Source organism: Mucilaginibacter sp. JRF (genome assembly GCF_015223065.1).
Lineage (GTDB): Bacteria > Bacteroidota > Bacteroidia > Sphingobacteriales > Sphingobacteriaceae > Mucilaginibacter.
Map to the genome: position 1 here is coordinate 413,522 of NZ_JADFBY010000001.1, position 14,799 is coordinate 428,320.

The 14,799-nt window shown below is 42.2% G+C and carries 9 protein-coding genes; 8 read left to right on the forward strand and 1 reads right to left on the reverse strand.

The features are described 5' to 3' along the window. The first annotated feature begins 50 nt into the window (after positions 1 to 50). On the forward strand, positions 51 to 1,601 hold the full coding sequence (locus IM792_RS01695; RefSeq protein ID WP_194099944.1) for an MFS transporter: 1,551 nt from the start codon (positions 51 to 53) through the stop codon (positions 1,599 to 1,601). Here IM792_RS01695 and IM792_RS01700 read toward each other — a convergent pair. After that, positions 1,598 to 2,590, reverse strand: a complete 993-nt coding sequence (locus IM792_RS01700; RefSeq protein WP_194099945.1) for an AraC family transcriptional regulator — start codon at positions 2,588 to 2,590, stop codon at positions 1,598 to 1,600. The genes IM792_RS01695 and IM792_RS01700 overlap by 4 nt on opposite strands. Before the next feature lie 115 nt (positions 2,591 to 2,705). Here IM792_RS01700 and IM792_RS01705 point away from each other — a divergent pair, with 115 nt between their 5' ends. From IM792_RS01705 to IM792_RS01735, 7 genes are all read left to right on the forward strand, one after another. After that, on the forward strand, positions 2,706 to 5,093 hold the full coding sequence (locus IM792_RS01705) for a TonB-dependent receptor plug domain-containing protein (protein WP_194099946.1): 2,388 nt from the start codon (positions 2,706 to 2,708) through the stop codon (positions 5,091 to 5,093). Between the two features lie 28 nt (positions 5,094 to 5,121). Beyond that, positions 5,122 to 6,378, forward strand: coding sequence for a hypothetical protein (locus tag IM792_RS01710; protein WP_228084884.1), 1,257 nt, complete (start codon positions 5,122 to 5,124; stop codon positions 6,376 to 6,378). 212 nt (positions 6,379 to 6,590) lie between these two features. Continuing rightward, positions 6,591 to 7,112: an RNA polymerase sigma-70 factor gene (locus IM792_RS01715; RefSeq protein WP_194099947.1), complete on the forward strand. Its 522-nt coding sequence runs from the start codon at positions 6,591 to 6,593 to the stop codon at positions 7,110 to 7,112. 105 nt (positions 7,113 to 7,217) lie between these two features. Beyond that, complete coding sequence (locus IM792_RS01720; RefSeq protein ID WP_194099948.1) at positions 7,218 to 8,195, forward strand: FecR family protein; 978 nt, start codon at positions 7,218 to 7,220, stop codon at positions 8,193 to 8,195. A 180-nt stretch (positions 8,196 to 8,375) separates the two neighbouring features. Beyond that, entirely contained in the window at positions 8,376 to 11,633 is a 3,258-nt protein-coding gene (locus IM792_RS01725; RefSeq protein WP_194099949.1) for a TonB-dependent receptor, read from the forward strand. Positions 11,634 to 11,808: 175 nt separating this feature from the next. Further along, positions 11,809 to 13,293, forward strand: coding sequence for a T9SS C-terminal target domain-containing protein (locus tag IM792_RS01730; protein WP_194099950.1), 1,485 nt, complete (start codon positions 11,809 to 11,811; stop codon positions 13,291 to 13,293). Between the two features lie 94 nt (positions 13,294 to 13,387). Further along, complete coding sequence (locus tag IM792_RS01735) at positions 13,388 to 14,788, forward strand: hypothetical protein (protein ID WP_194099951.1); 1,401 nt, start codon at positions 13,388 to 13,390, stop codon at positions 14,786 to 14,788. Positions 14,789 to 14,799 lie beyond the last annotated feature (11 nt).

Below are 14,799 nucleotides of genomic sequence, written 5' to 3' on the forward strand. Positions count from 1 at the left end.
TTAATATCTGCCTCCAATCAAACCAAACCAATTATACCTAACCAAATATTATGAGTACATCAATCACTAATCCGGGCTCAAAGGCGGCACCCTCTGATAAACTGTTGTTTATCGCCTGTTTTGTAGCTATTGTAACCACCTCATTCGGGTTCATATTAAGAGCCATGACGTTGCCGCAATGGAGCGCCGACTTTAACCTGACCAATACGCAAACAGGCGAAATTGCGGGTGTTGGGTTGTGGCCGTTTGCCATAAGTATTGTACTGTTCAGTTTGATAATCGATAAGGTAGGCTATAAAAACGCTATGATATTCGCGTTTATTTGCCACGTTGCCTCTGCTGCTATCACATGGTTCGCAACCGGGTTTACCATGTTATACATTGGTACGTTCATTATGGCGCTGGGCAATGGTACGGTTGAGGCGGTTACTAACCCGGCGGTAGCCAGCATGTTTCCTAAACAAAAAACGCGCTGGCTTAACTACCTGCACGCCGGTTGGCCAACCGGACTTATTTTGGGTGGTGTTATGGCACTGCTGATGGGCCCCGAAACTAACTGGAAACTAAAGATCATGCTGGTGCTTATTCCGGCTTTAGGCTACGGTTTATTGATGCTGGGTAGAAAGTTCCCGGTTAACGAGCGTGTGAGTGCAGGGGTATCATACATTGATATGTTGAAGGAGGTTGGTGTTGGCGGGGCATTGATAATCGTCGGGCTTATTGTATTTCAGTTAGGATCTGTTTTTGGCTGGTCAACCACCATCAATGTAATAGTAACACTGGCTATTGCAGGGCTGTTCGGATTATATGTACGCAGTCTTGGTCAACCCTTATTTATCATTATGCTGCTTATCATGTTACCACTCGCGGTAACCGAGCTGGGTACAGATAGCTGGGTAGCCGATTTAATGGGCCCCGCAATGAAGAAAATAGGCTTGCAAGGCGGATGGATATTGATCTATACTTCGGCCATTATGGTGATACTAAGATTTAGCGCGGGCAGCATCATTCATCGTATCTCACCGGTAGGCCTGCTGGCCGTTTGTTCAGGAGTAGCTGCTTTGGGTTTGTTCTTTTTATCTACCGCTGATGGCGTAATGATATTAGTAGCCGCTACCATTTTTGGATTGGGCAAAAGCTTTTTTTGGCCTACTATGCTGGGTTTGGTTGCCGAGCGTTTTCCTAAGGGTGGAGCATTAACCCTCAATATAGCAGGTGGCGTCGGCATGATCGGCGCGGGGGTTATCGGCGCTGTTATCCTGGGTTTTGTTCAGGATAAATCCATTGATAGCAACCTGCGTGCTTATGATGCCAAAAATAACTCTGCATTGCACAGCACATATGCCACAGTTTCAAAAACAAGTATGTTTGGCAACTACCAGGCTATAAATAGCGAAAAGCTTGCCGCGGCTCCACAGGCAGAAAAAGAAACCGTAATAAATGTTCAGGACGATGCCAAGAAAGGCGCTTTGAAAACCGTGGCACTGTTTCCCGTGGGTATGCTTGTTTGCTACTTATTGCTCGGGCTTTACTTTAAATCGCAGGGAGGCTACAAGGCCGTTGTTATTGATGACAGCCGGTTAGAGCGTACGGATGTTTAAGTATTATCACGAAATGTTTTGGGTGAACAGCCAAATGTGCGTTTAAAGGCAATACTAAAGTTTGATATACTTTGGTAGCCCGATAGATGACTTATTTCCTGTATGGTCAATTGGGTATCTAACAGGTACATTTTGGCTTTGTTCATTCGTATCTTTTGCAGATAGCTGAATATGGTATCGCCAAAAACATGTTTAAAGCCTGATTTTAATTTTGTTTGATTGATGCCGGCTTTCCGGGCCAGTTCAATAATAGTAAGCGGGCTATCAAGGTTAGCCCTGATCAGTTGTGCTGTTTCTTTAATGAGCTCTATCTCACGGTTAGAGAATTGTGACCGGTTTTCATCCGCTTGCACTCCCTGTAAACAGGTAGAAACAAGTTCGTACACTTTTGCTTCGAGGTAAACCCGGCGGGTAATTCCCTGGTAGGGGCAGGTTTTAATATCCTGCATCAACCCTTCTAATTTAGGGTTTAACAATATATCGTTTTGCAGCAGCGTGCTGCTTTTCTCCCTTGATATTTGATCGAGAAAATTATCAATGGTTTCACCCTCGCCTGCAAAATTACTCAATAATGAAAGCGGCAAATGTATATCGAAGGTTTCGTAAGCATGCCCTTCTCTAAAACCTATCGCGGCGCGGTTATCATTCGCGTTTAAATAGGTAATGTTGCCCGAAAGCGGAGCAACAGGTTTATTGTTTCTGATAGGATTATTGTAAGCAATGCCCGTGTCCGACAAATTGAAATGCATTTCCAGTAACGACTCATCACCCTTGCCACATATAGCTATATCATCCTTAAACTGATAATGGCCGTTTAAAATAATAATATTACCGGCCACAACTTCTTCCAGGTAACTCATGTCGCCTTTAGGTGTACTAAAGGTGATAATATCCTTATTACCCGGGTTGAGCTCACCAAGCGACATAAGTCCATTATCAAAATGAGTTAAGAAATCCGGAAAATCATTAGTGTCAATTCTGTAGCTCATTTCAAAAATCCATTTTCATAAAAAATACTTCTAATCTCATAAAACAGATCACCGGTGATGAAATATTTTTGTGCCTGCAAATATAATTTATAATTAGTATAAATAAATATAGATATTGAAGGTTAATTTTACATTACTGTTTTTCTTATTAGGAAGTTTTTATGCGATAGGGTGCCCTATTCGCATACACGTAACAGAGGCTGACGGTAAGCTGATACCGGGTGCATCGATCAGGTTTGATGGCAAACCAGCCGGCATCACCAATGATAGTGGCGTGCTTGAACTCTCCGCATCTGAAGGAAGCCATACGATCACAGTCAATCACGTTGGTTTTGAAAGTCTTGATCGATCGATCAATGTAGATTGCGAAGACAATAAAGTAACCGATGTAAAGCTGCAATTATCAGTAAGCAAGGATCTGACCTTGCAGGAAGTTTCAGTAACCTCATTGACCGATAAACAGGTTATTGACAGATCCCCTTTCTCTGTACAAACAATTAATTTAAGTGGTTCATACGATAAAGGTGGTGATGTAAGCGAGTTTTTAAACCGTGCATCAGGTGTAAAATTACGTACTGATGGTGGTATAGGCGCACCGGTACAGATCAATCTTGGTGGCTTGCAGGGAAAAGCTGTACGGCTTTTTAGGGACGGTATCCCGATGGAGTTGTTCGGCCACGGTTTTGGCTTGGGTATGATACCCGTTAACATGCTGGATAGGGTAGAAGTATATAAAGGTGTAATGCCCTTATACCTGGCTGCTGATGCGCTTGGCGGTGGTGTAAACCTGGTTACCCGGCAGGATAATAAAAGCTATGGCGAAGTATCATACGAGGCAGGCTCATTTAACACGCATAGGGTTACGGCCAATGCCTTATGGTGCAGCCCATCAAAAAAATGGTATATAGGTACAAATAGCTCTTTCAATTACTCTGATAACAATTATACCGTAAACGCGCCTTTTAATAACCCGCAAACCGGTAGCATCACTTATCAGGATACCAAGCGCTTTCATGATGCTACACGTACCTATTACGCCGAGGGGTATGCTGGAGTGAAGAACAGGCCCTGGGCGGATGACCTGCGCCTTACCCTCATCAGCTCTAATTTTTATAAGGAGATACAGAATGATGCGCAAATGGATAAGGTGTACGGTCAGGCTTTTTCCAGGGAGCAAAACTTTACAAGCTTACTTACCTACAAAAAATCTTTTTTGAACGAGCGGCTTAAACTAAACGCGGTAAGTACTTACAGCTATTTCAAAACCAAATTTATTGATACGGCAACAGTTAGATATGGTTGGGATGGGCAAATCCAGTCGCGTAATGCCCGGCCGGGCGAGATCAATATGGGTAACAACCAAAATATTGATTACCGTTTCTTTTTCTCGAGGTTAAATCTGTCTTATCAACTAAGCGACAGGCATACGCTTGATTTGAGCGAGATGTACTACCGGCAAAACCGTAAAGGTACTGATCCGCTGGGGGCTGTTTCAGCTATCGAGAACATAGACGTGCTCACCGTGCCTGCCACTTATCGTAAAGATATTACGGCGTTAGGCCTTCGGTCGGAGTGGTTGGATAAAGAGTTAGAAAGCATTGTAGCCTTAAAATACTATCACTTTAATACCAACGGATATACCACCGATAAATCAGGAACCGGCTTTTTAACTTCGGGCAGTAAGCAAAACGTTGGCTATCTGGGCGGTTTGCGCTGGAGCCATAATAATTACCTGGTTAAGCTATCGTATGAATACGCTACCCGTTTGCCCGACGAATATGAGGTATTTGGCGATGCGCGCCTGGTAAGAGAGAACCTTGCCCTGCAACCCGAACGCAGTCACAACATCAACCTTAACGGTGAGTATCGTATAGGTGAAAATGGCAGGAATTTAACGCTTTCAGGCAGCTTGTTTTATCGTAAGGTTAAGGATGGCATTTTTTTACAACTGGATATACCGTTTAATCGCTACATCAACTACGAACAATCAGAAGTTAAGGGCATTGAGATGGAAGCTAATTATGTTCATCAAAAGCGCCTTAATGCAGGTTTTAACGTTACCTATCAGGATATAAGGCAAACAGATATTAAGGAGGCTATATTCAGGTATCTGGAGGGTGCACGTGTGCCCAATGTGCCATACTTTTTTGGCAATATATGGCTAAATACCTATTTCAACAACATCGCCAAAAAAGGCGACAGGCTTGAATTGAACTGGAACGCCAATTACGTACATCGTTTCTTTTTATACGCTATCCCTAAAAGCCAGGAACCGGGATTGTTTGAGCCGGTAAAAGATATACAAACCTCGCTCATCATACCACGCGACGGGCGATATGGTCAGTTCGCTAACAACACGGGCGTATACTACCGCTTTGCCAAACCTGCCGTTACAATGGGCGCTGAATGCCGCAATATTGGTAACGTAAGGCTGTACGATAATTTTAATGTACAGAAACCCGGCCGTGGCTATTACCTCAAATTAACTTATCAATTTTTTTAATCACTTAATATATAACAACAATTCTAATATGAAACGTAAACAGTTTTGTGCCATGATGATCGGCTTCTCGGCACTGGCATTTTTAGGTTCATGCAGTAAAAGCGACAGCACTGAACCAACCCCAACAACGCCTGATACGGATTTACCGGCAAACGAAACTTGGATCATTTACAATGCACAGGCCAACTGGAGTGGCGGTATCTACGCTTTAAAAGATAATAAGGCCCGTGAGATCAACTTGGCAAATATTCCGTTTTTCCAGGTAACCAGTTCATTAGGCGGTCGTACATTTGGCAAAAGCCTTTATAAAGTTAACAGCGCTACTAATGCGCAAGGTATCCTGAAACTGAACCTTAATGCTGACGGACGCGTGGCGGAAGATAAATTCCTGGCTTCGCAATCAACGGCTTACATTACTAATTACCTGGTGGCCAGTTCAACAGAAGGTTATTATTGGGATGATGTTAGAGGTGGTTTGAAAATACAAACGTTTAACCCAACTACAATGGAGCGTACAGGCGAGATCGATTTTAGTTCATTATCTGAAGGTTTGCCAAATGAATCGGTAGGCCAGCTGATATTAGCTAAACGTGACGATAAACTGTACGTTGACCTTTTATTAGGCACTAAACTAACCGGCGACTGGCAGGTAACTCCGCAAAATAAAGAAGTAGCTATCGCGGTGTATGATCTTACTCAGAAAAAGATACTTAACGTTACCAAATTTGCAGGTACTACCAACTTAGGCGTGTTTATTGATCACGTGCTTTGGAGCCTTGATGAGAAAACAAAGGACCTTTATTTTGTAGCTGTTGGCGATATGAAAAGACAACCATCAGACTATTCATCAAAAATACTGCGTATTAAAAGTGGCTCTACTGAGTTTGATCAGGATTTCTCTATCGACATTAAAAGCTATCAGTTCCCTGCTGAATTTAACCGTTTGTTTGTTTACGATAGCAAAATATACACCACTATTCCTTCGCGTGCGGTATCATACTACGGTGGTGCGCAACATGGTGTAAGATACCGTGACGATGTTTGGTACTGGAACGAGATTGATGCGACCACTAAAAAAGCAAAACGTTTGGCCATACCTGCGGATAGTTTTTACGGCACGCAAAATCCGTTTTTCCATAATGGTGAAATCTACTTCCTGTCAAATAATACCGGCGAAGCTTACTCAGGTGTAAATCAATACAACCCGGTTACCGGCGAAGTAAAAGAAACATTCCACCTGAAAGAGAGCGGCAGGTTGAATGGTTTTAATATCATTACCGAATAATAAAACTATTCATTATTTTAACTAAAAGGGGTTATGCTACTATTGTAGTATAACCCCTTTTTATGTATACGTATGTAATGCTGTAACCTCACAGTAACAATTAATTAGTATTTATTTAATTATCAACCCATATTTAGTTGATAGCTTTGCTTGTCCTAAACATTAACCGATAATTAAAAGTGAAAGCCTTTGCTGAAAAGAAATTGATTATTATGCTCAAGCAGCATAATGTTCATGCTTTTAATGAGCTGTACTTACGTTATAGTAAGGATATGTATGCCATGGCTTATAAGCGTTTACGCAGCAAAGAGGATGTGCAGGACATATTACAGGAAGTATTTGTATCGCTATGGCACAACGCGGCAAGCATTGATGAGGAATTACCCCTCGGGCCATATCTTTTCAGAGCACTGAAAAATAAAATAGTCGATTTCTTTTATAAAAATAAGGATCGTGATATTATACCGGTTATTTTGTGCGATGATAAATTGGAAGCTAAGTTCAATACAGATAACGAGCGATTTTTAAATAAGGAACTGGAAACTTTGTTAAACAATGAAATTGAACGCTTGCCCGAGAAAATGCGCGAAGTTTTCATATTAAGCCGTCGTGAGTACCTTAGTAATGATAAAATAGCCGAGCGCCTGTCCATATCCTCACAAACGGTTAAAAACCAAATATCGCTCGCACTTAAAAAGCTTAAACTTGCTTTGGATGATTATAATGCTTCCTGAGTATCCCGCCATTGTGTTAAGCTAATGTTTTCTGATTATTAAAGTTCTGTACTGTATGGTACTCTCATCGTTTTTATCCGAATTGGTAGGTATAAAAGCGAAACAGTGAATTTATCAGAAGAACAGATACGGTACCTTATTGAAAAGCATGCAACAGATCAGCTTACAAATGCTGAGCAAAATTTGCTTGATGAGTGGTACAATTCTTTTGACCAGGCTCCAATCCCTGATGAAGTTTTAGGTGGTTCACTTATTAGTGATTCTGAGTCAGATCATCTTCTCAAAAAAATACATACCAATATAAATGTCCCGGCACAGAAAAACGGGAATAGCTGGTGGTTGAGGATTGCCGCTTCCATATTGATAGCGGGATTAACTGCGATTTTAGGTTTTTACATCTACAAAACAACAACTCTTACCGGCAAGGCTTCGGTTACATTTACCACTGTAACTGTTGAACCAGGCCAAATGAAATCTGTTGCTCTTGCTGACGGCAGTAAGATATGGCTCAATTCAGGCTCGAAGCTAAAATATCCAACGGTTTTTAATGCCAGTGAGCGCGAAGTTGAACTATTAGAGGGGGAGGCCTTTTTTGATGTAAAACACGATGATAAAAAGCCCTTTATAGTTCACAGCAAGGGTTTGGTAACGCAAGTGTTAGGTACCTCATTTAATGTAAAGGCGTACAGCTATCAATCATCAATTCAAGTTTCAGTAGCTACGGGTAAGGTAGGCGTATTATATAATAAAAAGCTACTTGAGTTTTTAATCCCTGACCAGCAAATAAATTTCGATCTGAATAAACATAGCTCGACGAAAGTCAGCACCAAATCATCTGTTGCCAAGGCATGGATGAATGGTGAGATAATGATGGATCAAATAAATTTTACCGGTTTGCAAGCAGTTTTGCAAAATACCTATGGCTATAAACTGCAAACTACAAATTCAAATACTGTTAAGCTGCATTTTACGGCCACGGTTAAACGAAATGACCGCATAACCGATGTAATGGATATGCTAAGCAATATTAACAACACTACCTATTCAATAAACAATAAAACCAAAACGATAACTATGTACTGATCTTAACTAAACATTATTACATATAAAAAAGAAAACGGAAACTGCGCTAACAGTTTCCGTTTAAATCAGCTTTTATTCCGTTTGGCAGTGGAGATGGAGCTGTTATGTTCAAGGCTATTCTATTCACCTAAAACCATAAGCAAATATATGATTATACCTTTCACGTGCATAAAGCAATTTATGAGAATTTCTACCTTATTCACAACCATTATTTTGAGTACTTGCAGTGTGTTGAACGCGGCTAATGTTAAAGCGCAAAGGCTCGAAAATGTAAAGCTTACCATAAACTTCAACTCACATTTATTGGCTGATGGTATTGACCTGTTGCAAAAACGATCAGGGTTGAACTTTGCCTATAATAAAGATCTGCTGATGAATATCAGGGTGAAAAATTACAGCTTTAAAAATACTCCCTTAAACACCATACTGGATAAGTTGCTGCAAGGCACAGACTATTCATACCATGTGGTAAACCATAATATTACTATTGGTTATGATGGCCGTAAGCACGATCAAAACGCGGCTCCGGGCAGAATATCGGGTAAAATAACAGATGCGAAAACGGGCGAGGTTTTACCCGGCGTTACAGTACTTGCCAGCAACAATGTAAGTATCTCGTCTGATCTGCAAGGTAACTATTCGTTGAGTTTACAACCGGGTACCTATAGCGTTGAGTTCAGGTATATGGGTTACCAAGCCAAAAAGATAACCGGAGTAGAAGTAAAAGAGAACGATGTGACATTGTTGAACATCGCGTTAAATGCCGCGAGCAATGAGTTGCAAATGGTTACGGTTACCAGTTCTTTCAGGCGCGAATCGCAATCATCATTATATGCCTTGCAACGAAATAATACGGCAATTACCGATGGTATATCAGCCGATTTGATACGCCGAACACCCGACCGCAATGCCGGTGATGCTATTAAGCGAATTACCGGTGTAAGTATATTGGAGGGTAAGTATGTTGTTGTTAGAGGTTTGGCCGATAGATATAACTACACCATGCTTAATGGAGGTGTGTTACCAAGCACCGAGCCCGACAGAAGAACCTTCAGCCTCGACCTTATACCCGCACAAGCCATTGAAAGTGTTATTGTAACCAAAACAGCCACGGCTGATCTGCCCGGTGAATTTGCAGGTGGGGTAGTGCAGGTTAATACTAAGGATTTTCCTGATCAGGATTTTATATCAGTAGCCATGGGTTCAGGGGTGTATGCGGGGCAAACAGGTAAGCCGTTTTTTAAAGATCATAACGGGGGCAGCGACTGGTTAGGCCATGATGATGGAGGTCGGGCGCTACCGCGTGAGCTTAACCGCAGCTATGCTGAATTCAATAAATTATACCCCGAAGAAAGATTCAGGATCAGTAATGCATTAAGTAAAGGCTGGGCGCCTGTAGGCGCTGGCAATGCGAGGCCAATTCAGCAATTGCAGTTAGGTTATGGTAAAACTTTCAATTTTACCGATTCAAAACTGGGCATAGTTGCGCTGGCTAATTACCGGCACGATGAAACCATTGATCAGGTAGAAAGGTATGACCTTGCCCGCTTGCGCCGGTTTAGCGGAACAGCAGCGCCGGGCGATTCATTGGCCTACCTGCGTTCATTCCCTTATGAAAGAGGATATCGCTATCTGGTTAACGCGGGGGCTTTACTTAACGTAGCTTATCAGTTTGGTAAAAATAAGGTTTCAATAAAAAGCATGTTCAATCGTGATTTTGAAACCATCACCACACTCAGAACAGGCGAACGTACTCAGGGTAATGATTTTAGCGACATAGCGCCAACTATGGTCACTGACATGCATCCTACCCAAAAAACGTTATTGGGCACACAATTACAGGGCGAACATAAATTGGGGCTTACTGAACCGGTAACGCTTACCTGGAATATTGCTTACAACAAGGTAAAAAAGTACGAACCCAATCAAACTCGCTTAGGTTATGTCAATTTGTACCCAATTGATACAGCCCGTTATCGGGATCAAAATTATTTTGTGCCCGAGTTCGGTTCAATACAGTCATCCAGCAGGTTGTTTACCGACCTTAAGGAAGATGCCTATAATGTAAATTTCGCAGTCGCGACACCATTTAAGGTAAAAGATCAGCCTCAGTTATTTAAGGCGGGGGCCTTTACACAATTCAGAAAACGTGAGTACTTTACCCGTAATTTAGGTTATTTTGATGCTGCCCGTGGTGTTAATACTGATAATGATCAGGGCTTCCCTTCGCCAACTCCTATAAACCTTAACCAACCGATAGATAAAATACTTAGTCCTGAAAATTTCAGACCCGGCGGCCTGGTAGTGGTTAACTATGAATTGCCGGCCAATGAGTATACCGGCGGCGCCAACCTGGCATCGGCATTTGCCAATATGGAAAGCAATGTTTTGGATAACCTTAAACTGATATATGGCGCACGTATAGAATTTTATACCATGAGCCTGAGCACCAGCAAAGAGCTTTCAACCCGTTTGCCCGGTAGTGGTGGCAGTGGTGTTGATCAAAATCCGGTTGATTATATACGCTATAATACTGATGTATTGCCTTCAGCGAGTTTAATATATAGTCCGTTAAAAACGGTAAACATACGGGGCGCTTATTCAAAAACACTTACCAGGCCTGAGTTTAGGGAGATAAGCCCTTATGAGTACTTTGATTTTGTTACCGGTTACATCACCCGTGGTAATCCTGACCTAAACAGGGGTACAATTCAAAACCTCGATTTCAGGGCTGAGTGGTTTCCAAGCGCGGGTGAAATATTTTCGGCATCGTTATTCCGTAAACGGTTGAAAGATCCCGTTGAAACTACCACACAGGCAACCACCTCAACATCAGGCTTTATACGTACTTACACCAATATTGAAGGTGCCACAAACTGGGGCTTTGAGTTTGAGATGCGTAAAAACCTGTATTTCGGTACAGGGCCTGAATGGCTTAAAAATTTGGTGGTGTTTGGTAATTATTCGCGTATCCACTCCAAGATCACGGGTAATGTGCAGGGGCTTGAAGATCGTCCTGATGTGGATCAGAAGTTAAAAGAGAGGCCATTAATGGGGCAATCGCCATACTTGCTCAACGCCGGTATACTGGTAAACGCGCTAAAGAATACGTTTACTTTTTCGGCTGCATTTAACCGGTCGGGCCGCCGCATAGTGATAGTAGGTACTACCGCCGAAGACCGTTCAGACATCAGTACCTATCCGGATATTTATGAAAATCCACGCAATCAGCTCGATCTGCAAATCGGGCAAAAATTCATGAAACAGCAATTTGAGGTGAGGTTTAATGCCGCAAATGTATTGAACAGCCCATTTATTAATTACCAGGATTTTGACCTGAATGGCAAATATTCAGGGAATGTTTATGATGCTACCGTGTACTCGCGCAGATCATTCGCTAACTATACATTAACGCTCACCTATACATTTAAAAAGTAAACACCAACGCACTAATAAATCCTATATAAATACAAACACCCTGAAAAGCGGAGGAGAAAAAAACGAAAGTAAAACATCATGAGCGTAACCCCAGCAAGGCCGGGGCCACTCAAAATGCAATTAAAAACTTGGCAGTTTAATAATTAACACAATCTTAACAATTTTTCTACTCACCATGAAAACAATTTCAAAAATATTATCAATTGCTGCTATCGCGGCTGTGGCTTTCACCGCATGTAAAAAGGATAGCAGTTTAGTACGCGATGTAGTACCGGGCACAAACCCTAATATCGATACGCTTAAAAACAATGTTACCGGTACAGTAAACCTGGTGGCTACTAAAACTTACATTATAAAAGGTATAGTAACCATAAAAAGCGGTGCTGTATTGAACATACCTGCCGGTACAACACTTAAAGGTTTTGGCGCAGCTGGTCAAAAAGGTGTATTGCTTGTTGCCAGAGGCGGCCGATTAAACTCAAATGGTACAGTTAACAACCCGGTTATATTTACATCAAACCAGGCTACTCCGGCAAATGGCGATTGGGGTGGTATTATTGTATTAGGCAGTGCTCCAACCAATAAACCAACCACTACAACTATTGAAGGTATACCTGCAAGCAGCGATACCCAATATGGTGGCGCAAACGCTAACGATAACAGCGGTAACATTACTTATACCCGTGTTGAGTATGCCGGTGGCGTTTATCAAGGTGCTATAGGTAACAATAACGAGGTTAATGGTTTAACTTTTGGCGGTGTTGGTGCCGGTACATTGGTTGATCACGTACAGGTTAGCTACAGTGGCGACGACTCGTTTGAGTTTTTTGGCGGTACTGTTAACCCTAAATACCTGATCTCATACCGTGCTATTGATGATGACTTTGATTTTGACTTTGGTTACCAGGGTTCATTACAGTTTTTACTTGCTTTAAGAGATCCGGAGATCAATGATCAATCAAAATCAAACGGTATTGAGTGTGATAACGATAATACCGGTATCGCTACCAATACACCACGTACCCGTCCGGTTATATCAAACTTAACCATACTGGGTAATAACGGTGTTGCCGACTCAAATCCTGATTTCCCGGTAACTTCTGCTACAGGTGTTGATGGCTCGTTCCAGGCTGGCGCACACTTCCGCAGAAACACTGGTTTAAAAGTTCGTAACTCAATATTCCTGGGCTTCCCGGCTGCTGGTTTATTAATTGATGGTAATGTAACTGCTGATAGCTTAACCGCCGGTACTTCAGAGTTTAGAAAGAACTTTGTACACAGCAACGCGGCTAATAAAGCATTCGCGGTAGCAACAGGTACTACATCATACACTGATGCTACACTTAAAACCTTCCTTACCAATGCAACCAACACTAACGTTGAATTGGCTACTGCAAGCGCTGCTAACCTTGTTAATCCGTTTAACTTAACAAGCGTTAACTCAACTCAGTTCTTTATCAATTCATCAACAGCTGCTGCTGCAAGTGGTGCCGACTTTACCAGCTCATCATTTGCATCATCAACAAGCCCTGTTGCCCGTTCAAAAACATTCCTGACCGTGGCATTCCGTGGCGCGTTCGCTCATACCGGTGCAACCGGTACCGGCACAGGTAACTGGGCTACTGTACGTTCAGGCTCAACCGGCTGGACTAAATTCTAAGCATACTATCATCTACCTGTGTAAAAACTAATTATGTTGACCTTTTTGGCGGAAACGCCAAAAAGGTTTTTAAGTAAATCTTACAGTTCAATAAATGAAAAATATATACATCACATTTTTCTCTCTGTGTTTGTGTTTAAGCTTGTTCTCCTGCAAAAAAAATGACGGCGAATTAAGCGGTAATAAACCTATAGCCAAGTTACCCGGTGAAATACGTGCCGATCGCGCGTTAAGTAGTGATTCGGTTTATACCTTTGAAACATCGGTATTGGTTACCAATAATGCCGTGCTTACCATTGCGCCCGGTACGGTAATAAAAAGCCGTAACACAGCAGGTGGCGAAGGCCGTTCAGACTTTTTTATTATTGACAGGGGCGCAAAAATAATTGCCGAGGGTACAAAGGAACAACCTATTGTTTTTACGTCAGGCTCTCCGGCATCGCAGCGCCAGCATGGCGATTGGGGCGGTCTGTACATAGCAGGTAATGCACCGGTAAGCGCTTATGATGAAAACACGGGCATGCCATCCCTTACTATTGCCCCCCGTGGAGCTAATGTGCCTCCGGGCGGAGGAGAAGACCCCGCCGATAATTCAGGCGTTTTAAAGTATGTGCGGATCGAATTCGCGGGGATATCATCTGTTGATTCATATGGTTTAACATGTGTGGGAGTAGGCAGCGGCACCGTAATTGAAAATGTACAGGTAAGCTATACGCAAACATCGGGGTTCGGTTTTTTTGGTGGCACCGTAAACGCGCGTAACCTGATAGCATTTAACACACGTGGAGCCGGTTTTTTATATACCAATGGTTACAATGGTAACCAACAGTTTTTGCTTAGCTACAAGCATCCTTACTTTGCAGCGCCGGGTAGCTTTATTTATACCTGCGATGGCATTTTAGTTTTAAATGATATAGTTAACAACCCGATAGAGAGAAATACACGACCGGTAATTTCAAACTTAACGGTTATTGGGCCATATAACAATCCGGGTTATAATGATATGCAACCGTGGAATGCTGCCATTAATATGAACTACAACAGCAACATCGCTTTGCGAAATTCCATATTGATGGGCATGCCTAAAGGCGGTCTTAAATTTAGTGATGATATGGCAGCCATGCATTTGCTTGATGGCTCGACCGAATTTAGTTATAACATGGCACACAGTAATAATTTTACCGATGCTTACACTGTTGATATGAGCTATGTTTATTCGGTTGATACTACGGCGGTTATTGAGTATGCTGAAAGCCATAACAATACGCGCCATCAATCTCCCGATGATATTGCGTTAGCAGATCCATTCAATTTTCAATTACCGAACACTTTACCACGCGCAGGTTCAGCCGCATTAACAGGAGCAAATTTTAGCGGAAGTGATTTTGATAAAGTGTTTTTTAATAAGGTAAACTACCGAGGTGCATTCGGTACAATCAACTGGATGGATGGCTGGACGAATTTTTATCCGGTAACAACCAATTACGGGTTTTAGTGCGGCTAAGT